Origin of the sequence: uncultured Thiocystis sp. (assembly GCF_903866365.1) — a bacterium.
GTDB lineage: Bacteria > Pseudomonadota > Gammaproteobacteria > Chromatiales > Chromatiaceae > Chromatium.
The window spans coordinates 14,404-38,315 of the sequence record NZ_CAIPNF010000078.1 but is presented as its reverse complement, the minus strand read 5'-3'; the positions used below and the strand labels follow the sequence as shown (position 1 = coordinate 38,315).

Annotated in this window: 21 protein-coding genes, 1 tRNA gene and 1 pseudogene; 5 read left to right on the top strand and 18 right to left on the bottom strand. The window is 65.4% G+C overall.

Annotated elements, in window-relative coordinates; translation table 11 throughout:
- Positions 1–411 precede the first annotated feature (411 nt).
- From QZY07_RS05260 to QZY07_RS05235, 6 genes are all read right to left on the bottom strand, one after another.
- The gene (locus QZY07_RS05260) at positions 412–4,389 is read right to left on the bottom strand and encodes a conjugal transfer protein TraG N-terminal domain-containing protein (RefSeq protein ID WP_295400387.1); all 3,978 of its coding nucleotides are present in this window, start codon (positions 4,387–4,389) and stop codon (positions 412–414) included.
- 38 nt (positions 4,390–4,427) lie between these two features.
- Complete coding sequence (locus tag QZY07_RS05255; protein WP_295400386.1) at positions 4,428–5,876, bottom strand: conjugal transfer protein TraH; 1,449 nt, start codon at positions 5,874–5,876, stop codon at positions 4,428–4,430.
- Between the two features lie 12 nt (positions 5,877–5,888).
- Positions 5,889–6,911 carry a conjugal transfer protein TraF gene (locus tag QZY07_RS05250; RefSeq protein WP_295400384.1) on the bottom strand — a complete coding sequence of 341 codons (1,023 nt, stop codon included), beginning with the start codon at positions 6,909–6,911 and terminating at the stop codon, positions 5,889–5,891.
- Positions 6,892–7,290, bottom strand: coding sequence for a hypothetical protein (locus tag QZY07_RS05245; RefSeq protein WP_295400382.1), 399 nt, complete (start codon positions 7,288–7,290; stop codon positions 6,892–6,894). The genes QZY07_RS05250 and QZY07_RS05245 overlap by 20 nt, the downstream gene beginning before the upstream one ends.
- Before the next feature lie 101 nt (positions 7,291–7,391).
- A complete protein-coding gene (locus QZY07_RS05240) occupies positions 7,392–8,039 on the bottom strand; it encodes an STY4526/YPO1902 family pathogenicity island replication protein (RefSeq protein ID WP_295400380.1) in 648 nt (215 codons plus the stop codon).
- Between the two features lie 224 nt (positions 8,040–8,263).
- Positions 8,264–8,989 (bottom strand): DUF1845 domain-containing protein, encoded by a 726-nt coding sequence (locus QZY07_RS05235; RefSeq protein WP_295400379.1) that lies wholly within the window; start codon positions 8,987–8,989, stop codon positions 8,264–8,266.
- A gap of 310 nt (positions 8,990–9,299) precedes the next feature.
- On the opposite strand from QZY07_RS05235, the gene QZY07_RS05230 reads away from it, so the two are divergent.
- A complete protein-coding gene (locus QZY07_RS05230; protein WP_295400377.1) occupies positions 9,300–10,001 on the top strand; it encodes a transglycosylase SLT domain-containing protein in 702 nt (233 codons plus the stop codon).
- A gap of 320 nt (positions 10,002–10,321) precedes the next feature.
- Here the strand turns inward: QZY07_RS05230 and QZY07_RS05225 are convergent, their stop codons facing one another.
- Together QZY07_RS05225 and QZY07_RS05220 are read right to left on the bottom strand one after the other, a co-directional pair.
- On the bottom strand, positions 10,322–10,708 hold the full coding sequence (locus QZY07_RS05225) for a hypothetical protein (protein ID WP_295400375.1): 387 nt from the start codon (positions 10,706–10,708) through the stop codon (positions 10,322–10,324).
- 150 nt (positions 10,709–10,858) lie between these two features.
- Complete coding sequence (locus QZY07_RS05220; protein WP_295400373.1) at positions 10,859–11,314, bottom strand: helix-turn-helix transcriptional regulator; 456 nt, start codon at positions 11,312–11,314, stop codon at positions 10,859–10,861.
- Positions 11,315–11,468: 154 nt separating this feature from the next.
- Here QZY07_RS05220 and QZY07_RS05215 point away from each other — a divergent pair, with 154 nt between their 5' ends.
- The 4 genes and pseudogenes from QZY07_RS05215 (at position 11,469) to QZY07_RS05205 (ending at position 13,718) form a co-directional block, all read left to right on the top strand.
- Positions 11,469–11,822 carry a flagellar transcriptional regulator FlhD gene (locus tag QZY07_RS05215; protein ID WP_295400371.1) on the top strand — a complete coding sequence of 118 codons (354 nt, stop codon included), beginning with the start codon at positions 11,469–11,471 and terminating at the stop codon, positions 11,820–11,822.
- Positions 11,819–12,388, top strand: coding sequence for a FlhC family transcriptional regulator (locus QZY07_RS05210; RefSeq protein ID WP_295400369.1), 570 nt, complete (start codon positions 11,819–11,821; stop codon positions 12,386–12,388). Before QZY07_RS05215 ends, QZY07_RS05210 begins: the two co-directional genes overlap by 4 nt.
- Positions 12,385–12,534: pseudogene (locus QZY07_RS27305) on the top strand (helix-turn-helix domain-containing protein); the annotation flags it as partial. The gene QZY07_RS05210 and the pseudogene QZY07_RS27305, both read left to right, overlap by 4 nt.
- 71 nt (positions 12,535–12,605) lie before the next feature.
- Positions 12,606–13,718 carry a site-specific integrase gene (locus QZY07_RS05205; protein WP_295400367.1) on the top strand — a complete coding sequence of 371 codons (1,113 nt, stop codon included), beginning with the start codon at positions 12,606–12,608 and terminating at the stop codon, positions 13,716–13,718.
- 26 nt (positions 13,719–13,744) lie between these two features.
- Here QZY07_RS05205 and QZY07_RS05200 read toward each other — a convergent pair.
- The 10 genes from QZY07_RS05200 to QZY07_RS05155 all read right to left on the bottom strand — a co-directional run bounded on the left by QZY07_RS05200 (position 13,745) and on the right by QZY07_RS05155 (position 23,783).
- Positions 13,745–13,821, bottom strand: a tRNA-Arg gene (locus tag QZY07_RS05200).
- Positions 13,822–13,960: 139 nt separating this feature from the next.
- Complete coding sequence (locus QZY07_RS05195; RefSeq protein ID WP_295400365.1) at positions 13,961–14,521, bottom strand: DUF4124 domain-containing protein; 561 nt, start codon at positions 14,519–14,521, stop codon at positions 13,961–13,963.
- Between the two features lie 21 nt (positions 14,522–14,542).
- Positions 14,543–15,862, bottom strand: coding sequence for a metallopeptidase TldD-related protein (locus QZY07_RS05190; protein WP_295400363.1), 1,320 nt, complete (start codon positions 15,860–15,862; stop codon positions 14,543–14,545).
- The gene (locus tag QZY07_RS05185) at positions 15,859–17,301 is read right to left on the bottom strand and encodes a TldD/PmbA family protein (protein WP_295400361.1); all 1,443 of its coding nucleotides are present in this window, start codon (positions 17,299–17,301) and stop codon (positions 15,859–15,861) included. The genes QZY07_RS05190 and QZY07_RS05185 overlap by 4 nt, the downstream gene beginning before the upstream one ends.
- Positions 17,302–17,409: 108 nt before the next feature.
- A complete protein-coding gene (gene truD, locus QZY07_RS05180) occupies positions 17,410–18,465 on the bottom strand; it encodes a tRNA pseudouridine(13) synthase TruD (RefSeq protein WP_295400359.1) in 1,056 nt (351 codons plus the stop codon).
- The gene (gene ispF, locus QZY07_RS05175) at positions 18,462–18,941 is read right to left on the bottom strand and encodes a 2-C-methyl-D-erythritol 2,4-cyclodiphosphate synthase (protein WP_295400357.1); all 480 of its coding nucleotides are present in this window, start codon (positions 18,939–18,941) and stop codon (positions 18,462–18,464) included. The genes truD and ispF overlap by 4 nt, the downstream gene beginning before the upstream one ends.
- Positions 18,935–19,669, bottom strand: a complete 735-nt coding sequence (gene ispD, locus QZY07_RS05170; protein WP_295400354.1) for a 2-C-methyl-D-erythritol 4-phosphate cytidylyltransferase — start codon at positions 19,667–19,669, stop codon at positions 18,935–18,937. The genes ispF and ispD overlap by 7 nt, the downstream gene beginning before the upstream one ends.
- The gene (gene ftsB / locus QZY07_RS05165; protein WP_295400353.1) at positions 19,666–19,965 is read right to left on the bottom strand and encodes a cell division protein FtsB; all 300 of its coding nucleotides are present in this window, start codon (positions 19,963–19,965) and stop codon (positions 19,666–19,668) included. The genes ispD and ftsB overlap by 4 nt, the downstream gene beginning before the upstream one ends.
- An 86-nt stretch (positions 19,966–20,051) precedes the next feature.
- Positions 20,052–21,329, bottom strand: a complete 1,278-nt coding sequence (eno, locus tag QZY07_RS05160; RefSeq protein WP_295400351.1) for a phosphopyruvate hydratase — start codon at positions 21,327–21,329, stop codon at positions 20,052–20,054.
- 195 nt (positions 21,330–21,524) lie between these two features.
- On the bottom strand, positions 21,525–23,783 hold the full coding sequence (locus QZY07_RS05155; protein ID WP_295400349.1) for a primosomal protein N': 2,259 nt from the start codon (positions 23,781–23,783) through the stop codon (positions 21,525–21,527).
- Between the last annotated feature and the right edge of the window lie 129 nt (positions 23,784–23,912).

Below are 23,912 nucleotides of genomic sequence, written 5' to 3'. Positions count from 1 at the left end.
TCCCAAAGGACCGGCAACGAATAGGGACAGCATGCAGGCGATCACCTGAGTCACTGTCGGCAGGGGGAGGCGTGGATGTTGTAAAGACATGGTTGTCGTCCTAACGACTGGCGGTGACACCTCCCCGGTGCAGTTTTTGAAAGACTGGCGGGAAGCCCAGCAGGCGGAGAATCAGATGGCATGAGGCCAGTCCCTTGGAAGAGAAAAATCGAGGGCACCTCATTCTGTGGTCGACCGCCCTTCGACATCGTTGCGTACCGCACGGAGTTGGATACTGGCGTCAGAGTAGCGACCTGATGATCTTTGCCGGTCAATCTATCCCCAGCCGTTCTCAATTCAAGCCCTTCTCCACTGCCGATACGACTCCGCGTGCGGCAGCGACGACAGCCGTCCGGCCTCCGCCTCTGCCTGCTAGGACGCCGCCCCAGCGGCGCGGGCGGCTGATGTCGATGCAGCCGGTACGGACGCCTCACTGCGGATTGCTGCCAGGGTGCCGACCACGATCCCATAGTCGATCCGCGCGGCATTCTGGCCGACGCCGTCATGGTAGCTGAGATTCGAGGCGTCTTTCGGCAAACCGGCCCAGATTTTCGACAGATTGTAGGCGAATGCCCCGTCGTCAATCCGGCCGTCGATCCAGCCGTTGATCCCGGCATCGCGGGCCAGCGTCAACGCCAGGCGATCCTGCAATTCCGGTGTCCAGCGTTCGTTGCCGGTGAGCGCCAGGCGCTGGGTCAAGTCATCGAGGGTGTCGGGAATGATCTGATAGCGCCCAATGGCCGAGCCCCCATTCCCCTGTGCCAACAACTGCTGTTGAAACGCCTTCACCTCGTTGAGCGTCATGACCGAGAGATCGACCTGTTTCTGATTCGCGTGCCCGTACCAGGCATTGTAATTGCCGTGCGCTTCCGGGGCCGAAATCAGGTCCAGGACGCGCCCCAGAGGGCCGCCGGTGACGCTCCGATGGATCAACGGCGCGGCGCCGTTCTGGAGACGGGGACTGATGCTACCGTTTTTTTTTACGTCGTCGTCCGTGGACGGAGCCGGTGCAGGGATGGTCGCCGTGGGATCGGGAAGCACGCGGTCTCCCAGCCGTCCAACGGTGACGGGGGGACCGTTGGAGTCGTCCTGATGCGCCGTCCGGTTGTACGCGCCGATCAGCCGCAGGTCGGAATCATCGCGCGAGACCACAGATCGCTCGATCAGTGTCGCGAGGTTGTCGCCGGTGGCTTCGGACGGTGCTTCCGCGATCACGGCGGCGCGGGCGGCTTGCTGTGCATCGCTGGGGGCGAAGGCGAACAGACTCGTCTCCGAGGCCGCCCGGTACAAATCGGTCTGCGTCGCGGTGAGTCCATGCCCCGCGACCTGATCCAGCCGGGTGTCGATCATGGCCTGGCGGGCGGCGGTCCAGCCCTGTTCACTGCCGGCGGCCTCCCGTCCGGCCTGTTGGGCGGCTTCCCAACCGTCCCCGGCCAACAAAGTCTGGCCGTAGGCGTAAGCGGCAGCGGCGGCTGAGGTGGTGTCGTCCACGACGCCGCCGAGGCCGGCGTGGACCAGTGCACCGGACTCACCCAGTTTCATCATCAGACCGCCGACCTGTTCCTGTGCGATCCTGGCGGCCGGGGTCGGCAACTGCGCGCGGTACGTGAGGTCATCCGAGAGGTGCGCCTGCTGCTCGGCGCGCAGCTGATTCGCCTGGATGACGCCTTGATCGACCACTGCCTGCCTGGCCCCGGCATTGAATGACGCCACGGAGGCTTGCCCGTTGTCCACGTGTGTGATCGTGCCATCGGCATTGACCCGCATGGCCCCCAGGCCGGCGCTGACGGCCGGGCGGGTATCGTGCAAGCCCGCCGCGCCCACGTCAGCGCGAACCTTGCCAAATGATGGTGCCTGGGTGACCAGGGATGCATTGACCTGGGGATCGATCCCCTCGGGAATCTTGACGCCAAGCAGGCCCGAATAGACCTCCATCGCCGACGTTTCCGCCTGCTGCTGTTCTCCCAGGGTCATCGTGTCGGCCCGCGACCCGCCATAGACACCCATCAGCAGGCCCATGCCAGCAATCGCCCGCGCCTGCGCGGGATCGCCTACCACGCCACCCGCCAGGAGGGTGTCGGCTTGTTGCGCCACATCGCCGGCTAGGCCAAAACGATCGATCGCGTGCTCCAGGCGTGCCATCATCGCCGGGTTGGCGCGCAGCATGCCGGACGTTTCGATGGCGTTATAACTGGTGTCGGTGCCGACCGAACGTGCAAAGGTTGCCGCCTGTTCATAGGACCGTGAGGTGCTCAGGACATTCTGGGCGCTGCGGGTCAACTGGGTGGTGTCGTTCTGGTTCAGCCCCGTCGTGTACTGGTCACCCCGCTGTTCCGCAAAGCCACGTGCCAGTCCTTCGTTGAAGTTGCTTCTCAAGCTCTGCTCGGTCGCCGCTCGGTGGGCGATCGCCAGGCCGATCTCAGTGGCCTGAGTGTCAGAAACGCCATGCTTCTGACTGATCTGCCCGGCCAGATTGCCCGCCAGGCCAGAGGAAGACCCGTGCGTTGTTTTGATGTCTCCCGCCAGGTCCTCCGCGACAGACTTGGAACTTTGGCCAGCCAGGGTGCCTTTCAGTCCAGCACTGAGCAGGGTGCTCATGTCGCTGGTCGAGAGACCGGAATCACTGAACCGTCGCGACAACTCTTCCGCCGCCCCAGTCACCGCCGCATGGGCCTGGCTGTAGGTCGCATCCGCCGTGTGCGTGAGCGCATACTGCGTGGCCGTCTGGTGGTTCGCCTGCGCCGACTGCGCAAACGCCTGGCCGAAGGCGGACTGGAAGCTCGCCTGCGCCTGCTCCGCACTCACCGCGGCGGATTTCAACGTCGCCTGCGCCGACTGCCCGGCCTTGAACGACCAGACCATCCCCTGTGCACCGGGTGCGTGCGTGCCGCCCAAGGCAGTGGTCTGGAGCAGCGGGCCGGTGGTGCTGGCCGCCCCCGGCTGCAACACATCCGGTGCGGTGAGCTTCTCATTGATGTGATCGGCGCCCTGCAGCCGCCCGGCCAGATGGGTGGCGGTGATGGCGCTGCCATAGATGAGCATCAGACTGATGGCGGGGGTCGAGGCGATCAGCATCCCCGCCGTGCCCAGATAGGTCTGTAACAGCAGATCGCTCTCGTACAAGGCGCGGAATGAGGGCAGGACGGCGCCATTCTGGGTCGCCAGTGCCTCGAACGCGCGTTGTGACACCAGGATCAGATACAGGTTGGAGATCGCCAGGATGGGCATCCACAACTGGATCCACAACCCGAACAGGAGATACTTCCCGACCATCGACACCCCCAGCGGCCCCAGCCCGATCGCAAAGGCCATGAAGGGGCCGATGGCAAAAATGAAGCCCTCGAAATAGACCATCATCGGCTTCATGATGGCGACGAACAGATTCTGCTCGGTCGCCCACTGACTGTTGCGCTGCTGGATCGCCTGGCTGGTCTGGGTCGCCGCCGCCTGATCGCCCAGGTTGCGGTAGTGCTGGACCACCCCCTTCTCGACCATCGGCAGGAGCGCGGCCATGGTCATGTACTGCTGGGCATCGACCGCACTCGTCGCGAGGGCGGTGAGTGCGCCGTTCACGCGCGCGTCCACCGCCGCCGTCCCGGTGCCGAGCTTGGTCGCCAGCGCCTGCTTGAATTTGGGCAGGAACTGCACGGTGGTGTAATCACGGAGCTTGGTATAGGCCGCCACGCAGGTCAGGGTCTCGCGCGTCAGGCCGAGCATCACTTCCGTCGTGCCGGTGACGATCGGCGTTTGCAGCGCCTCATCCAGTGTCGTCGCCTTCAGCATGGCATCCATGGTTGCCCCGTTGATCTGGCGATCCACGCCATAGAGCACGCAGTCGGCCACATAATTGAGCCAGGACTGCTCGACATCAGCGCCGGGGGTCGGACTGTTGGCCTCGCCGGTCGTCAGGCGCGAGAGCGCGGTTTTGCGCACCGTCGCCAGCACTTGCAGGGCATCGACATAGCCATGCTCGGTCAGGGTCGGGGTGGCGAAGGCTTGCTCGAACAGACGCGTGAGGCCATAGCCGAGATTCGACACCGTGGCGCCGACCACCGCCGGACCGAGGGGCACCTGATCGACGACGCGCGCCGAGCCCGAATAGGCGCCCTCGATGGTGACCGACACCGTCGGCACGAACAGCAGCGAATAGAGCACGAACGACACCAGGATGCTTTGAAACCGGATGCTCTGAGCGCCCTGCAGGAGCCCCTGGAAGGCGACGATCAGGAGGCCGAGCAGAAAGCCGATGCTGACAAACTGCAGGAAACTGGCGGAGGCGAAGAGCATGGCCACCGCGTTGAGCACCTGCTGGAGAAAGACGGGATCGCCGATGGAATAGATCGTCCACATATCAGTGCGCGTCCTGGCGGTGAAACACGACGTGGCGCTCAGTCATGGCTCGTCTCGGCATCGCCAGGCGTCTCCTGGGCCTGCATCACATCGAGATAGCTCGGTGCCTTGTAGAGCGCGAGCAGGGTGCGGTAGCTGTCCAGGAGTTCGTTGGGATTGCCGTAGCGGGCGGCCAGGGTGTCGTATTCGCTCCAGATGTCCTGACGCACCGCGTCCAGGTGTTGCAGCAGTGCCGTGGTATGGGTGTGCAGCAATTGGCCGACGACCAGACGCACGCTGTTGAGCGCGTCGCGGACCATAACCTGCACCATTTCGATCGCGATGATCGGCGCGGCGCGCTCGGCGAAGGCGAGCGCCATGCCGGGTTCCTGACGGGCGAGGGTGCGAATGGCCCCGCCCAGGCCCCAGGGCGCATGCTCCATGAAACCCTTCTCCTCGGCGGAGAGTTCCTCGACGCCCAGCACGAATTTCCGGATCAGCCCCGCCCCGGAGACGTCGCCGATCAGCAGATTGCGCACGCGCGGGATCATGCCCTGCAAGGTGGTCGCCGCCTTGGTCGGGCTGCGACACTCACTGAGCGAGGCGCAGCGCCAGATCAGGACGCTTTGCAGGGCGCCGTCACCGCTGCCGTTCAGCAGGTCACTAACCGTGAGGGTGGCGTCGAGCACGGTGGTCGGCAGATTCTGTCCGCCATCGGGGCTGGCCTGGAGTCCGCCGGCGGCCGTGCCGACAATGAGACTGCCGGTCAGGCTCATCAGCGCCTCCAGCAGATCTTGATCGCCATGGGCGTACCAGCTCTGCGCCGTCTGATCGGTCAGGGCCTTCCATACCAGATTGCCCTCGAATTGCTGCGCGGCGGCGGCGGGCGCCTGCTCATACAGCGTTTCCAGCGGTCCTTTGCCGGTCACCGTCGAGCGGTTCTCGAAGACATCGCCCAGGTCATGCCAATCCGCCAGCAGGCTGGCTTCGCCCTCGCGTTTTCCGGTCAGCGCCGAGGCCGCATCGTTGACCAGCCCTTGGGCGAGCTGACAGGAATTGGCGGCCAGGGCGTTCAACTGCGCGACCTTCTTCTGCAACTGCTCAATGATCTGGGCGGCGCTGGGGGCCATCACGGAGAGCGCGAGCTGGAAGGCATAGCCGCCGGCATTGGCGGCAATCGAACGCAACAGGTTGGTGAACTGTTCGGCGTTGATAAAGGAGAACGAGCCGCCGAAGGCATCGATGCCCCCGCAGCCGGCCTGAAACGACGGCGGGACGAGGGTGATCGGATGCACGTCGACGAGGCGATTGCGCGCCACGAGCGAGCCCCCGGAGAGCACGCCGCGGCGCTGGCCGAGGTGTGCGGAAGGGTCCGTGACATTGACCAGGGTGCCGAACAGGCGATCCATTTCCGCGTTCAGGCTGGCGTGTGCCGGCGGCGTGGCGAGCAGCGGCAGAAGGAGGAGTGAGACCAGCAGCCACTCGGGCCGGCGGTGTGCGCAACGCATGGGAGACCTCGGTTACGGGAAGGTGATGGCCGCGTCGGGTGGCAGCGGGTCGGTGCCGATCGCCCGCGCCCGCAGCAGGTCAAGAAAAACGGCGGGATCCTCGGGGACGTCGAGGGGGGCATCGAAAGCATCGTCCAGCCGCTGCGCGGCCACCCCGGGTTTGGTTCGGGCATAGGTGGCCGCATCGATCCAGCCCGCCTCGTGGGCGGCCAGGACGATGCGCTGCTGGAGATCGGTGCGCGACAGCAGCCCTTGAGCGAGGGGAGCCATCCCGTCGGGCGGGCGCACCAGGAATAGCGCCGGGGTCGACACGACGCCCAGCCGGGCGGCCTGGCCGGCATCGGGACGAAAGTCGGGAAACCGTCCCTGGGGCAGCGGGCGGCCATCGAGGGCGATGGCCTGGATCGTGAAGCCCGTGGATTGCGCCAGCATGCTCAACACCGGGGCTTGCGCCGCGCAGTAGGGGCAGTCGGCGCGATAGAAGAACCAGATCCCGACCTGCCCGGCGAGGGCTTGGAGCACGCGGTCGCGCTGTTGGCCGGCCAGGCGATTCAGGAGGTTGGCATAGTTTCCCATCGGATGGCGGGTGGTTTCATCCAGTGCGGGATCGCTCTGTACGACGCGCTGGAAGGCATCGGTGAAGCGTGAGGCTTTATCGAGCGCGAGCTTTTGCAGATAGAGATAAAGCGCGACGTTCGTCGGACTGGGGTCGTCGATCGCCTGGAGCTGATACTGCTCCAGATGGGTGCGCAGCCAGGCCGCCGAGAGTGGGGGCGGTGCGGGCGCCTCTGCCGCGATGGACGGTGGCGCCGGCGGTTGGGGGACCACCACCGGTGGCGGTTTGGGTTCGATCGGCGCGGGAGCCGGCGGCTGGACCGGGGGCTCGGTTTGGTACCAGAACCAACCTTCCGCCGCGCGCTCATAGAAGCGGGGGGCCTCCTGCGCGGGGGCCGCCAGGACCACACCACTGAGCGCCAGGGCGAGCCGAGTCCGCCGCCACGGGTGCTGACGGGGCTTAGGACGGGCGGGGTGCATCGGCCAGGCCGCGCCCGGTACGTCGTGCCTGTTGCAACGGTGAGGTGTGTGCCACCAGTTGCGCGGGTGTCGAGAGGGTGACCGGATACCAGGCGGGGCGCTGGTAGGGATGGTCGCGCCGCTTGGCGATCGGCAGGCGCAGCGTTTTTCCATCAATAACATACACCAGCGCGGTGCAGGGCAGAAAGACGATCTGGCGGCTGTGTTGAAGCGCGTTCAGGGCGGTGATCGCCGCCTCGGACACGCCCTGCCAGACGATCAGGTGCGCGTTGAGCAGACAATCGCGCTCACCGGCGAAGCCCGCGATGGACTGGCCCAATTCGACGAACGACACGCCGCCGCCGAGCCGGTCGATCAACGCCAGAATGGCCTGCTGCACGGCTCAAACACTCCAGAAGGGGATAGAGAAGACCACCCCGTGGCTGAGCCGGCGGGGCGATGATCCAGCATGGCGCGCCGAAACGGCGCCGCGATTACGGTTCAGGCCAAGGCCGCGACCAGGGGACGGGATCGATGACGCGGGGCCGTGCCGGTCGGTGTCACCGCGCGCCCGTGCAGGGTGGGCGCGACGGTCAGGGCTTCATGCTCACGTTCGTCGCGTAAACTGAGTGCGCGGCAGACCTGGCGCACGCTGACCTGGACGGCGAGCGCCGTCTGCAGATAGCGTTCGGGCAGCGCCAGGTCAGCCAGCCGCTCCCAGTGGCTCAGGATCGCCTCCTCCTCATTCAGCGTCGGATTGACCGGGCGCCCGCCGTTGGGGAAGGCGTCATCGAGTTGCAGGAGCTTGCGTTGACAGCGGTACTGTTGCGGGATCCAGCCGTAGAGATGGCTCATCAGGTGGCGGGGGGCGCCGGCCACCAACAGTTGCGCCTGGAGGGCCTGGGCGTGCTGTTGTTCGGTGAGTCGCTGCAAAGCCAGCCGGGTTTGCGCATGGTTGATGCGGACCTCAAATTCAATGAACGATGCACTCAGCGTCTTCAGCCAATGAAAGTCCTGAAGTGAGAGCGATTCCAGGATCCGAATTTCCGCCCAGTCAAATCCCAAATTCAAGGCGACGTCGTAGTTGCCGTCATGCATCTGTTGCGTCGCATATTGCAGGATGAACAGCGATGGGTTGTGTTTTTCCACCGAAACCTCTCCGAATGCCATCAGGATCTGTTGAACCAAGCCATGTCACTGTGAACGGCGTCATCATAGCGAGCGGAAAAACCGTCTGGAACTGACAACGGTGATCGCGTTTTTAACCGTTTCCAGCGGTCCATGATCGTGCTGGATGAAGGATCTCCACCCGCTCTAAACGCCGCTGACGCGGCGGACCTTCCTTGCCGGCAGATCCAGAACCATCGCCCCCTTCAGTCGACCGGTTCCTCGTCCAGGGGCCAGTCCTGCGGGTCGGACGCGTCCCCTTCGCCGACGATCGTCACGACCTCCCGCACGGCGCGATCGACCGCCGCGCGCTGTCCGCGCCGGTCTGCTTCCGCGTAGGCATGGCGATGCAGCGCGATGAAGCTCTGTCCGGCCCCGCCCAGCGCATTGCGCCACTCGATTTGGGATGTGCTACGGGCCTTGTTGGAGAGCAGCCCCGATAACCACAGGGTGTCGATCGCCATCATCAACTGATCCAACGCGACGATCAGACTGGTGTAAGCGCCGATGTGCGGGGAAGCGATCTGCACCGTCAGGTCGAGCGGATGGGTGTAGCGCGGACGCACCTGCACCAGGTCATGCTGTTCGAGGAGGCGCTGCAGGCGCTCGCGTTCCGCCATCAGCGCCTCGCTCAGCACGGTCAGGCGCTGCGCAATCGTCGCCTCGAACTGATCCGCCTCCGCTTCCGTGGCGATGAGCCGCAGGATCACATCGATGCCGTAGAGCGCGGTCATCGTCGGGCGGAATTGGCGCAAGCTCACCAGTCGCCGCGCGTATTCACTGTGAAGGCGCACCCGGCGATCGAAGACTGGGCGACTATGGCGATAGGGACGATCCGCACGACGCGGCGGTTGGGCGTCGGTCGCCAGTTCCTGTCGCTGAGTCGGTGCGAGGAGCGCGAGGGTGTCGGTGGCCGTCGTCTCGATGGGCATGGCAGGGCGTTGCTCCAGGAAGGCCGAATAAGGGGAGGCCGCGGTTGGTCGCTCGCGCCTCGTGCAGCACGGATCCAGGTGTCTGGACGCCCCCGCCGTCACGGCCGGGCGTGGCGTGTCAACGCCATCGTGCCGTTGACCTGCCGGTCTCGCAACGCGCAACGGTGAATCCGTTCGCCTTGCCTTTTCATTGACGAACGGTCAGGGAGGCATGAACCGTTCCCGCCGACGCACGGCGGTTCATTCGCATAGACTCGGCCCTGACGGACGCCTCCCGTCCGGATTCATTCACACCGCGAGTGATTTACGTATGCGCATTTCCCTTCATTCGTTCGCGTCCCTGTTCCTGCTGCTGGGCATGAGTGCCACCGCCCTTCAGGCCCAACCGTCAATCCGCCTCATTAGCGCGGCCCCGGCGCCGGCCACGCGTCTTGAACCGCACCCGATCCTCACCCCCGTGCCGACCGCCCGGCCGCCGATCAAATCTCCCTCTGCGGATTCACGGCCCACCCTGGCGTCGACTGCCGGATCGACGACGTTTCTGCAGGGCACCGTCTGGGCGGCGGTCGCGGCCCGTCACGGACTCGATCCCGTGCTCCTCTATGGCGTGGCGTTAAAAGAGTCGCGCCGTGCCGCCGGAGCGCACGCCTCCGTGCCCTGGCCCTATACCCTGCGCGGGCCGGCGGGAGCGCAATACCATCGTTCCCGCGCGGAGGCCGCCCAAGCGCTGGCGCGCCTGACCGCCCGGCATCGCCCCCTGGCCATCGACGTGGGATTGATGCAGGTCAACCTGCGCTGGCATGGGGACAAGGTGGCCGACCCGGCGCAACTGCTGGATGCACGCACCAATCTGGACATCGCCGCCGGCATCCTGGTCGACGCAATCCACTCCGCCCCCGGTGATCTGGAACTGGGCGTCGGGCGTTACCATCATTGGCACAACGAAGCCATCGCCCGTGCCTACGGGCGCAGCGTGCTCAAGATGGTCCGAGCGATGTCGGCCGGCTCATGACCGAGCGTCAACTCATGGTCCACGCCCCGACCGGAAGCATCGTGCTCAGCATAGAGATGTAGCAGGGTGGGCGCAGCCGTGAAAGGTGATCGCTGTGATCATCATTCGCGCGAACGGCGCGCGCGGACTGGCGGTCGGTCGGGAAAGCGGGGGCGTCGCTGACGCGCGCATGTGACTCAGACCTGGTGGCGTCTGACTGAAACGGCGCGTGTCACCAAGCCGCGACGCGCCAGGGACGCTGCGTCGTCCGCGCATGGCCGCTGGTAGGAGGCGGTGAGTTGCCTCATCGGCCACCGCCTCAAGCGAGGGTGTCTCGCGATTCAGGCGTCCTCGTACACCGTCATGATCACCCCAGCGATCAGAGCGGCAAGCCCGATCCCCAGGGCAAGATCGTTGGCGCCATTGGGGAATAGCTTGGTGAGGTACAGCGGGAGGATGCCGATGAACAGCAGGAGGAATCCAACCAACCGTAGGATATTGCGGCGCTGGTAGTCGCGCCGGCGTTCCTTCGGCGAGGGTCCAGTCTCATGACCGATCAGCTCGGAATGCCTACCGACCTCATTCGAGACCGTTTGGTGACCGGCCTTGATTCCGCCAATATCGACGGTGATGTGCGGGAGGGCGGCGCCGGATGGCGGTATGATCGGCTGAATGTCGCTCGCCATGCTCTGCATAGCCGACAGGATGTCTTCGCGCGGGCTGCTCATGTCGGTGCTCCGATCAATGGACGGCGTGTGAGGGTTATCCGCTGGCAAAGGAAGCCAGTATCCCCAAACGCAGACGGCCGCGTCCACGAACCCGATCACAGTTCACGCAAAAAGCTTGCGGTATGATGGCATGGCGACCGTCGCCATCACTTACATCGCCAATTTGACCAGCTCCAGCACGGGGGCCTTGCGTGCCGTGTCGCCGCTCTGGTAGAGGCCGTAGATCACCGCGATCAGCTTTGCCTTCTTGGCCGGCGTCAATTCCCCCTGGATCTCTTTCAGACCGGTTTCGACGGACTCGATGATCGTCTCCAGGAGCGTCGTGTCGAGCGGGGTGCTGGTCTTGGCGCCCGCCCTCTGATCGTCGGCATGGCCTTCGCCCGTGGCCAGCCAGAGCAGCGATACCTCGGCCACCCGGGCGATGTCGACCAGCTTGTCCGCCCCCGGCACGCTGCTGCCCGCCAGGTACTTGCGGAAAACACTCTCCGAGATTCCACACTTTAAAGCGAATGCATTGGTGGAAAGCCCAGCCTTCGCGCGCTCAAGACGCTTCGGGAAACCCGCCCCATCCCAGCGAAGATTCTCTTTTAACTCGCTGTTTTTCAATATATTTACCACCATTTTACCTCATTAACAGAGATCATGAGTTCGTTATAAAGAGCGTAATTTCTCGTGTTATAGAGCAATATTTGCTTGACGGCTTCGCAATGATACGCGTACTTTCGCCCTTTCTGACGACTCTTTCGTGGTGGTGCTGAGCATGAAACGCGCGCAACTGCTTTCGCAAGCGGGTGGCCCGACTGGGCGGCGTCCGCCGGGATGCGGCGATGATATCGTGACGCTGAACCTGACTTGGCTGCTCACCGCGCGGGCCTTGGCCCGGACTGACGCCGGTCAGGCGGCCCTGGTCTACGGACTCGATCAGGAATTGATGGCGGTTCTGTGTGATGCCTCGCTTGAGGCGCTACGTGAGCTGGCGCAGTCGGGATTGATGCTGTTTCGGCCGCGATTTCGCCTTCGTTGGCTGCATGTGCGCACCCGCAACGCTGGACCATCCGCCGTGGGACTCGCGCTGCAAGCGATCCTGCTCGCGGCCGAGGAGCTGGCGTCGTGAGCAGGTTGGACCAGCATGGACGGATGCAGCAGGCCATCGTCTTGATTCGCCGCGGGTTGCGGACCTCGATTGTGAGTCGGATCAGTGGCGTTGGCCCGGCGCTGCTGCGCGAACTGCACCATGAGATCCATGGCTGCAGTCCGGCGGCCGGGCTGTTGCCGACGACCAGCGGCCTCCTGCGCTCATCGCGAATTCAGGCCAGCGCGTCGGTGTTGGTGGCCATCTACCGGGCATTCGGTGGCGATGGGATTAACCACCGGGTCGATGTCAATGCCTTGCTGCGGGCGCACGCGCTCTATGTCACGCAGATCCTGAGCGCCGCGCCATCCGGGGAGCTTGGGGTACCCCTCGATCTCACTCAGGCTTGGGCCATCGCCCGCGATCTGACGACCGGGCTCACGACCTTGCGGTTCTGTGAACGCTGCGCGGTGCACTATCTGGTGGCCGATTTTTCACGCACCGCCTTGGACTGTCCGATCTGCGTCGTGAAGGGTGGTCGCAGGTCGAGGAATATCGCCACGATGAACGGGCCGCCTCCCACAGGGGGAATGGAGCGATCCCCATGACGCCACCACTCGCCCTCGACCTGAAACGCGCCGCAGACCTGCTGTGCGTCAGCGAGCGCACCATTCGCCGCCTGCTCGAAGCTGGCGAGCTGCAACGGGTCCGCATCGGACGCAGTGTTCGCGTTCGCACCGAAAGCTTGCGGGACTACGTAGACCGCGCGAGCACTGCGAGTAATAATCCAACCTGCGTGGGGCAGGGTCTGCGGGAGAAGAACCCATGCAACGAAAGCGACAAAACACGGACCAGGATGGTCTCTACGAACGTCACGACTCGCCCTACTATTGGGCGTCCTTCGTCGACGCAAGTGGCAAACGAGTTAGACGCTCTACTGGGATCCGGCGGTCGATCGAGGGGCGGCGCGAAGCCGACGCGCTCCTAGCCAAGTGGAAACTGGAGGCGCATCGACAACGCCAATGGGATGAGCTGCCGACCCATAGCTTCGATGATCTGATGCTGGAGTATTTGAAGGCGACGGCGGGCGAGCGACGCAGTGAATCGACCGTGCACATGCATGTGCGCCGGCTGCGTCTGAGCTTCGCCGGGGCGACGATCGAGCAGCTGCGAGCCGCGGAGATCACGGTCTACATTCGGCGGCGCAAAGGCGAAGGCGTCTCCAACAGTACCATCAACCGTGAGCTGGAGGTGCTCTCGGCCGCGATCGCTTATGCGGTGCGCGAATGGGAATGGCCAATCACCAATCCGGTGCCGGGACGCATGTTGAAGGAGCCGGAAGGGCGATTGCGCTGGATCACCCGCGACGAGGCGACCAACCTGATTGGGGCAGCGAAAGCGCAGCCGAAGGCACCGCATTTGGCGCCTTTGATTGTGCTGGCGTTGCATACCGGGATGCGTCGGGGTGAGTTGCTCGGTCTGGAATGGAACCGGGTCGATCTGAATGAGGGGTTGATCTACCTGGAGGCCCGGCATACCAAAGCGGCCAAACGACGGGCCGTGCCCGTCAATGCCGTGGCCCGCGAGGCTCTGCTTAACCGCGCCCACTGGCGAGAAGAGCAGTGCCCGACGACATCCTGGGTGTTCAGCGATCTGGACGGGAGTCGGATCGGGAGCGTCAAGCGGAGCTTTGCGACCGCCTGCCGCAACGCGGGCATCGCCGACTTTCGCTTTCACGACCTGCGGCATACCTGCGCGGCCTGGCTGGTGCAGTTGGGGGTGCCATTGATGGACGTGCGCGACGTGCTCGGCCATAGCACAGTCAAGATGACCGAGCGCTATGCACATCTATCACCGGCCCAGACGCGAGCCGCCGTCTCCGTGTTAGAGGCTGGCGAGTCACGATTGAGTCACGTTGAGGTTGGGGAGGGCGGCTGAAATGTCAGCCAACCCCTTGAAAAATTTGGCGCGCCCGGAGAGATTCGAACTCCCGACCACCTGGTTCGTAGCCAGGTACTCTATCCAGCTGAGCTACGGGCGCTTGGTTGAAACTGTATTTTTAAATTATCTCGGCATTATGTCGATAAATTTTTTTTTGTCAATTCATCTGTTCAAATTTTCCCAAGGCGACGCAGTCGGTCGATCTCCACGTGGCTGGATCAACGCCAAGGTGGCTGAGATCATTGCGCGGGATTCAGCACTCGCCCTGGAACGGTCAGGGAGCGTTCTGGACGGGGCAGCGACCGCCCGTCGGGCTGGAGCGGGCGCGGTTCGGAGTGCCGTGGCGGATGATCCCGCCTGTCGGGGCACTGATCGGGGCGTGGGCAGGGAGGCCGCCGGAATCTTGGATAGAGAGGGTATAGGGTTCGACGCGCACGCTCGGCTTCGGCATCCGCCTGTCGGGCGCGGGCGCGGGACGCTTCAATCTCCGCGAGATGGCGCGCCTCCTCCAGCCGTCTCAGTTGCTCTTCGCGACGCGTGGCTTCGAGCTGTTTGCGTTCAGCCTCCAGGCGTCTGACCTGATTCATCACTGAATAGGGGTCATCCGCTGGCTGAGGCGCGGGCGCGGGCAATGGCTGAATCTGGACCGGAACCGCCGGATTCGACGGGGGACGATCGCCGAAATGGACCTGACCCTGATCATCGACCCATCGGTACAATTCACCCGCGCCAAGCTCGGCGGTCACCAGGAGGGTCAGCAGTAGGATCGCCGGTCGCATCGTCAATCTCGCGAGTTTCATCGTGATCGGCATCCTTAATGATTAAAGCGCCAGATTGATCCCCGACACCAGCAACCCTGGCAACAGCGCGCTGTCGGTCGAGCGACCATCATAGGTCTGCGCGGACAAAATCAGTTCGCGCTCAGCGGTCAATGCTTCCAGACGGTCGCCCAGCAGATGATAGAGGCTGTCGTCGAACCGCATGACCTTGACCGGGGAAACGAACTCGCCATTTTCCACCCAATAGGTGCCGAAGCGGGTCATGCCGGTCACGCGGCAATCGTTGGGATCCGACCAGTTGCAGTACCAAAGATTGCCGATATAGAGACCGGTGTCGAGCCGGGAGAGCGCCTCGTCCATCGGCAGATCGCCCGCGTCGAGCCCCAGCGATTCGGGCGAGCCGCTCGCCGCATTGACGGTCTCGCCGTACTCCCTGCCGCTGCGCGCATCCACCAGACACTGACCGAAAGTGCCCCCTTCGATCAGCGTCACGCGGTCCGGCTTGACGAAACCCTCGGCGGTAAAACCCGCCGCCAGACCGCGTGCGTGCTCCTCGCGGAGATGGACCCGCGGATCGAAACGGCGCTCGCCGCGCGTCATCAGGAGCAAGGGGGTCTGATGGGTTCGATGACTCTTGAGATCGAACCCGCCCCAGGCGAGCATGCCCATCAGTTCATTGACCGCCGCCGGGGCCAGATAGGCGCGATAACGGCCCGGTTCGAGTGTGCGCGCGGGCCGGGCCATAATCCGCAGCCCTTCGCGCAGGGCGTCGAGCTTGCGGTTGAGCGTCGCGGTTTCCCAATGAAAACCGCCCAGACCCGCCTTGACCGCCTTGTCAGCTTCCAGGTAACAGCTCCAATCAAGGTTGAAGCTCAGGCTCTGGTGCCAGTGACGATGACCGATGGAACTCGCCAGTCCCTCATGGATCTCGCCGCTGGCCCAGATGCCGACCAGATCCAGGCCAGCGGCGGCGGCGATGAGTTCGGCGATGGCCTCCTCGGCGGGCGGGATTTGTTCGCCGACCTTGCGCTGGCTCTCGCCGGGCTCGGTGGAATAGTGGAGATAGGGGTCGTCCGGAACATGGACGAGACGTTCGCGCAATCGCGCGAGCAGATGGCGCGCCCGGATGAGATCCTGTCGCGCATCGCCCGTGAGGTCGCAGCTTCCCTCGACCTGTCTCGCCCCATCGATCAGATTCAGGGCTAGCGCGGCGGAGCGCACATGACCGGCCTGGCGGATGCGGTTGCGGTTCAGACGCACGAAGTCCGACGCCTCCCCGCTCAGGTTGCAGAACAGGATCTCGGCACCGCTGAGCCCAGACTGGAGCCGGTCGGCCAAGGCGAAAAAGGCATCCTGATTCATTCGCCACCTCCAAACACGGCCACGTCCCGAAACAGACAGGGTGGCGAGGCATGACCGACAGACACCGACTGATTCGGCTCGCCTTTGCCGCAGTTCGTCACCCCACGAATCTCCAGGGTCTCGGGACCGCCGACCCCGTCGAGACGGCGCCAGAATTCGGCCGAGATGCCGCGATAGCCCGGATTGCGCACCAGCCCCTTGAGTTCGCCGTCCTCGATCAGGCGTCCCAGTTCGCAGCCGAACTGGAACTTGTTGCGGCTGTCGTCGATCGACCAGGAACGGTTGGTGTCCATCAGGACGCCACGCTCGACCCGCGCGATCAGCTCGTCGAGGCTGCCCTCTCCCGGCTCCAGATTGAGGTTACCCATGCGGTCGATCGGCGGACGATCCCAACCGCTGGCGCGGGTATTGGCGGTGCCCGGCAGACCGGCGCGCGCCTGGGAGAGTGGACCGCCGAGCGGACGCTCCAGGATGCCCCGGCGGATCAGATACTCGCGTTGGGCCGGCGCGCCCTCGTCATCGGCGACCATGGACACCAGCTCGCCGGGAACCGTGGGATCGAAGGTGACATCGAGGAGTTCGGAACCGTAGCGATAGCGGCCGAACATACCGGGCGTGACGAAGCTGGTGCCGGCATAGTTGCGCTCGTCGCCGAGGATGCGATCCAGTTCCAGCGGGTGACCGATGCTCTCGTGGATCTGCAACACCATCTGGCTCGGCAGCAGGATCAGATCGCGGGTGTCCTCGGGGCATTCGGGCGCCTCCAGCAGCGCGATGGCCTCTTCCGCCACGCGCGGCGCGTCGTCCAGCAGACGTACCGCCGCGAGGCGTTCCAGTCCGCCCTGTTGCGCCCAATCCGCCCCGCCGCCCAGCCGACGCTGGGTCTGACTGCCGGCATTGGCAACGGCGAACAGCCCCGGATGGACCGACTCGAACACCTGGGAGACCCGTCCGCCATCGCTGGTCACCAGTAACTGCGACACCCGGCGGCGCATCAGCCAGGCGGCCCAGTCGACGATGCGTTCGTCGATCGCCAGGGCCGTGTTGGCGGCTTGGAGCAGCGCCAGCTTGTCGGCCACCGCCATGGCTTTCCAGGATTCCAGGATGGTGGAGCGATAGTCGGCGCGCGTACTGGCACGCGGATACAGACCGGCATCGAAGAGCCCAAGCCGGGCATGGGCGAGCGCCCAGTCCGCCGCCCGCTCGCCGGCGGCGCGCAGACCGGCGGCGCTCAGATCGCTGGTGGCGCCGTAGCCGATACCCCCACCACGGACGACCGTGACCATGGCGCCCAGCGAGCTGTCGAGCGCGCTCGGCTCGACCACGCCCTGACGCACCTCCAGATGATCGGACTCTTCCTCGACCAGGCGCAGGGTCCAGTATTCGCAGGCCGGTGCCTGTGACGAGAAACGATCGGCGAATGCAGAGAGTTGTTCCATGACACGAACGGATCCGGTTGGAATGCAATCCCATCACTTTCGTCAGAGGCGGTGCCGCTGTCAACCTCGTATCCGCGCCGCGTCGCGGATTTCCGGGAGCGCCATCAGCTAACTCCCGGGCTCCCAATCCATCAGCTCCCGCACCACGGCAGTCGCATAGGCGCCGGCGGTCAATTCAAAGGTCAGCTCAAGCCCCTCGTCGGTCGACCGTCCGGTCAAGCCAATAACCGGCAAGCGCAGCGCGCGGCGCTCCTGATCCATCCTCTGCGCGGCAAGTCCTTCTGGCCAGCCGGGAAAAGCGGCGGCCACCGTCTCCTCAAGCCGTTGGATCGAATCGCGCGTCGGCGGCGCGCCGGAGCCCCAGAGCGGACCGCTGGGATGCAGATCCATCCGCGCGCAACGCTCGGTCAAGGTTGCGTCGATCGTCTCGGCGAGAAAATGCGAATGGGTGCCGTCGAGTTGCAGACAGTCGCCGGGCTGGGGGCGATCCCAGTCCTCGCGCCGGACCCGCTCGGCCAGAAGCTGATTGAAGATCTGCGAACGCGCGGCGGACAGCCAGAGACCTTTCTGATGGCGCGGTACTCGTCCCGCCGTGCCGCCGAAGAGCGCATGGGCGCGAATCAGATTGCCGTCGGCGTGACCGAACCGCTGTTCGCCGAAATAGTTGGGTACGCCGCGCGCGCGGATCGCATCGAGCCGGGCGTCGAGAGCGGGAGCCGTCAGCGCGCAGTCGCGCATCAGGAGGCGAAAGCGGTTCCCGGCCAGTGCGCCGCGCCGGAGCTTGCGCCGATGCGAGTGGACTTCGAGCACCTCGATCCCATCCGTGGTCAACGCCGACCAATCCGGCGTTTCGTCGCGCGGTCGCGGGACGGAAAACCACTGGCTGGTGATGGCGTGACGGTCCTTGAGACCCGCGTAACCGATTTCGGACTGGGACGCGCCAGCCAGCGTCGCCAGACGGCGAGCGGCCCATTCGGTATTGGCGCCGGTTTTGCGCACCCACAGCAACAGATGGTCGCCCTCGCCGTCCGGCGCGAAGCCCAGACGCTCCTCGACCTGAAAATCGGCGGGATCGACCCGCAGACGCCCGCGCCCCAAGGGTTCGCCGTGCGCCCTCGGCAGATCCGCGAAGGTCGTCCAGCACGGCAGGGGCGCCTGCGTCATGCGCCCGGCTCCGTCAACAACACCACGGCGGAGGCCGCGATCCCCTCGCCACGCCCGGTGAAGCCCATGCGTTCCATGGTGGTCGCCTTGACATTGACGCGCGCCGGCGCGCAGCCAAGATCGATGGCGAGGATCGCACGCATGGCCGGAATGTGCGGCGCGAGCTTGGGCTGCTGGGCGATGATCGTCATGTCCGCATTGTGCACGGTCAGACCCATCTGGCCCAGACTAGCCATCACCCGTCCGAGCAGGATACGGCTGTCGATGCCGGCATAGGCGGCGTCCGTATCCGGAAAGTGATGACCGATATCGCCCAGCCCGGCCGCGCCGAGCAGCGCGTCGCAGAGTGCGTGGATCAGCGCGTCGCCATCGGAGTGGGCGAGCAGGCCCTGATCGTGGGGGATCGTCAGACCGCCGAGCACCAGCCGGCGGTCCGGCGCGAAACGATGGGCGTCAAAGCCCTGACCAATCAGCATGTTTTGTCTCCTCGCGACGAATCGATCCGCCCTTGCTGTCGCAGATAAAAATGGGCCAGGGGAAGATCCTCGGCCCGGGTGATTTTGAGATTGTCGGCGTGGCCTTCGATGAGGCGTGGAGCGTGGCCCAGACGCTCGATGGCGGAGGCGTCGTCGGTGACCAGATCGTTCGCGGCCAGGGCGTCATGCAGCGCATGGCGCAGCAGTCCGAGCCGAAACATCTGGGGGGTATAGGCATGCCAGAGGCTCGCCCGGTCGACGGTGGACGTGATCCGCCCGGCGCCGTCGTCGCGCTTCATGGTGTCGCGCACCGGAATCCCGAGCAGACCGCCAACGGCATCTCCGAGCAGGGCGTCGATCAGGCGGTCGAGATCGGCGGCCCGCAGACAGGGACGCGCGGCATCGTGGACCAGCACCCAATCGCCATCTTCCGCACGACCCTCAAGTGCCGCGAGCGCGTTGAGGACGGAATGGCAGCGTTCCGCGCCACCCGCCGCGCGCATCACCTTGGGATGACCGGCATGAGCGGTGCTCTCCCAATAACCGTCCGCCGGATCCAGCGCGACCACGACCCCGCCGATCCGCGCATCCTCAATGAACAGATCCAGCGCGTGATCGATCACCGCCCGGCCGGCCAGGTCAAGATATTGCTTGGGAATGGCGCTTCCCATGCGCCTTCCCACGCCGGCCGCGGGCAGGATCGCCCAGAGCGACGGGGTTTCGTTCATGGCGCGCTCTCCGCGGTGGGTTTGGGTCGCTCGATAACCTGGATAAAGATCTCGCCGGCCTTGATCATGCCAAGCTCGCTTCGCGCGCGCTCCTCCAATGCCTCCTGGCCCTCGCCAAGATCTGCGACTTCCGCCTGAAGCTGCTGATTGCGCGCCATCAGACGCGCGATCTCGGCCTCCTGGAAGGCAATTTCCTGCTTCAGCGCATGGAGTTCCGCCAGGCTCCCCTGACCGACCCAGAGCCGGTACTGGAGCGCCCCCAGAAGCACGATGAGCACTGCGATCAACCAACGCATGTCGAGACCCGATTAGTCATGGAAGCCCGGACCTGGCCCGGTCGACCCTTCGGTCGGACGCGGGACAGGTCCGGCAAGCCGTCTCGTCAGAGCCGGCTGAAGGCAGCGCGGCCCGCGTAGACCGCCTCGTCGCCCAACTGATCCTCGATGCGCATCAACTGGTTGTATTTGGCGACCCGGTCGGAGCGCGACAGCGAGCCGGTCTTGATCTGACCGGTGCCGGCCGCGACCACCAGATCGGCGATCGTGGTGTCCTCGGTTTCGCCCGAGCGGTGCGAAACGACCGATGTATAACCCGCCTTGTGGGCCATGGCGATGGCTTCCAGCGTCTCGGTCAGGGTGCCGATCTGGTTGACCTTGATGAGGATGGAGTTGGCGATGTTCCTGTCGATGCCTTCCTGCAGGATCTTGGTGTTGGTGACGAAGAGATCGTCGCCGACGATCTGGACCTTGTCGCCAAGCCGTTCGGTCAGCCGCTTCCAGCCGTCCCAATCGCCCTCGGCGAGACCGTCCTCGATCGAGATGATGGGATATTGCGACACCCAGCCAGCGAGCAGGTCGATCATGCCATCCGCGTCGAGCGTGCGGCCCTCGCCCTGGAGATGATAGCGACCGTCCTTGTAGAACTCGGACGCCGCCACGTCCATCCCGAGATAGAGGTCGGAACCGACCTTGAAACCGGCCTTGCCGATGGCTTCCAGGATCGCCTCGATGGCGGCCTCGTTGGAGGACAGATCGGGGGCGAAACCGCCCTCGTCGCCGACTGCCGTGCCGAGACCGCGCCCTTTCAGGACCGACTTCAGAGCATGGAAGACCTCGGCGCCATAACGCACCGCCTCGCGGATGCTCGGGGCGCCGACCGGCAGGATCATGAACTCCTGGAAGTCCACGCTGTTATCGGCATGACTGCCGCCATTGATGATGTTCATCATCGGGACCGGCAGACGGTAGGGACCGGCGGACAGCGACCTGAACAGTGGCAGCGCCTTTTCCTGCGCCGCCGCGTGGGCCGCCGCCAGCGAGACGCCGAGCAGGGCATTGGCGCCGAGCCGGCGCTTGTTGTCGGTCCCGTCCAACTCGATCATCTTTTGATCGACCGCCTTCTGATCGGCCGCGTCCATGCCAAGCACGGCCTCGCGCAGTTCGCCCTGGATATTGGCGACCGCGATCAGGACACCCTTGCCGAGATAGCGGGACTTGTCGCCATCGCGCAGTTCCAGCGCCTCGCGCGATCCGGTGGACGCACCGGACGGGACGATCGCGCGACCGATGGCGCCATCGGCGGTGATGACATCGGCCTCGACGGTCGGATTGCCGCGAGAATCCAGCACCTCACGGGCGCGGACATCGATGATTTCGGACATAAGCGGGTTGCTCCTGAAGCAGGGAGAAAAACTGGATGTTAGCGAAGCTCGATATCTTAGCCGCAAGAGGCTGAGGGCGCAGCGAAACCGCTCGGTATTTTTCCAGCCCGGACGGCCCGGATCGGCTCGCGACGCTGCAACCTTTGCGGTTCCAAAGACCGGATTTAGCTTCAAACCGGCCCGTCATGGGCGGATTTAGAGCATCTCCTGCGGATCCACGTCCAGCGACCAGCGCAGCCCCCTCGTTCGGGGCTGACCGCGCAGGGCCGGGCTCCAGTGCGCCAGAAAACGCTGGAGCGGCGGACGCTCGCCGCATTGCACGAGAAGCTGGGCGCGATAGCGACCGGCGCGGCGCTCCATCGGTGCCGGGATCGGGCCGAGCAGTTGGATCCTCGGCGTATCCGCGGCCGCGATCAGCCCTTCCGCCAGGGCGCGGGCCGCGCGCAAAAAAGCGAGCGGTTCCGACTCTCCGGGCGCCTCGGCGCGGACCAGGGCGAGATGGGCGAAGGGCGGCAGTTCGGCATCGCGTCGTTCCCCCAGCGCCACGGCCGCGAAACCGCCATAGCCCTCGCGCAGCAGCGATTGCAGCAGGGGATGTTCCGGATGACGGGTCTGCAGCACGACCCGGCCGGGCCGCTCCGCCCGTCCCGCCCGCCCGGCGACTTGCACGATGAGTTGCGCGGTGCGTTCCGGGGCGCGGAAATCGCTGGCGTAGAGCGCGTGGTCCAGATCCAGGATGCCGACCAGGGTGACGCCCGGAAAATCATGCCCCTTGGCCAGCATCTGCGTTCCGAGCAGGATCTGGATCTCGCCACGCTGGACCGCCCCGAGCAGGCGGTCCAGTTCGCCCTTGCGCCGGGTGCTGTCGCGATCGATGCGGGCGATGCCGGCCTCCGGAAACAGGGGTCTCAGATTGTCTTCCAGACGCTCGGTTCCCTGCCCCAGCCGGCGCAGATCGCTGCCCTGACAGGCGGGGCAGAGACTTGGCACCGGCTGCGACCAGCCGCAATGGTGGCACCAGAGTTTGCGCGGATGCAGATGCAGGGTCAGGCGGGCGTCGCAATGCGGACAGCCGCCGACCCAGCCGCAGGCGTGACAGGTAAGAATCGGCGCATAGCCGCGCCGGTTGAGAAACAGCAGCACCTGATTGCCGGCCGCGAGTTCGGCCCGCATATCGGCGCGCAGCACGGACGACAGTCCGGCCTGCAAGGGCTGATTGCGAATATCGAGCAGCGAGATGGTCGGCGGGCGGGCAAGACCGGCGCGCTGAGGCAGTTTCAGCCAGCCGTAACGGTCGAGCCGCGCATTGTGCAGGGTCTCCAGCGCGGGCGTCGCCGAACCGAGCACCACCGGACAGCCGGTCAATTGGGCGCGGCGCACCGCCAGATCCCGCGCCGAGTAGCGAAATCCCTCCTGCTGTTTGAGCGAGGCGTCGTGTTCCTCGTCGACCAGGATCAGCGCCAGCCGGGGGAGAGGGGTAAAGATCGCCGAGCGGGTTCCGAGCACCAGCGTGGCCTCGCCGAGCGCGGCGCGATGCCAGTTGCGTTCGCGTTCGCGCGCATTGAGCGCCGAATGCAGCACCGCCACCGGCCCCGGCAGGCGCTGCACGAAACGCTCGCGCAGTTGCGGCGTCAGCCCGATCTCCGGCACCACCACCAGTGCCTGACCGCCGGCGGCGATGACCGCCTCGATCAGACGGATATAGACCTCGGTCTTGCCGCTGCCGGTCACGCCGTCGAGCAGGAAGGCGCGGAAACTGCCGAGCGCGCCCTGGATCGCGTTCACCGCCGTCTGCTGGTCGGCATTGAGTGCGGGACCGGCGAGCGCCGAGACCGGCGGCGGCAGGGATGGCGTCAGGCCCGGAGCCAGTTGGCAGGTCTCGATCAGTCCCTTCGCGCGCAGCGCGCGCAGGGTCGCGGCGCAGTCTCCCAGGCTCGCTCTCAGATTGGCCAAGGCCAGACCCGCCGGGGCGGCGCGCGCGAGCAGGGCCAGCAGATCGCGCTGCCGGGGCGCGCGGTTCAGCGTGTCCAGCGCGACGGTCAGACCTGCGGGCGTGGCCTGGATCCCAGGAATCCGCTCGTCGAGCAGGGGCGCCGGATCGCGCAGACGGGCCGGCAAGGCGGTGAAGAGCGCCTCCCCGATCGGCTGCCGATAATAGGCCGCGGCCCATTCGATCAGCCGCAGATCCACGGGCGACAGCAGCGGGCGCGTATCCAGCACCGACTCGACGCACTTGAGACGCGCGGGATCCTGCTCGGTGCGGGAGGCGATCCGCAGCAGCATTCCGACCCGATGGCCGCGTCCGAACGGCACCAGGAGACGCAGGCCCGGCGTCAGCGTGACGGGAGCGGGTGACACCGGCGGCAGATAGTCGAACAGCTCCGCCAGCGGCGCCGCCACGGCGACTCGCAGGATCGTCGGGCCGGGCTCGGACGGGTTCGGTACGTGACTCACGGGCGCGGGGCGGTCCACGGCAGGATCATCGATCCGGCCGGATTGCCGCGCGCCTTGGATGGGCGGCCTTCGATTGCATTCGACATCCGCGGCAACCAGATTGAAAAATCAGGCTTGACACTGAGCGAC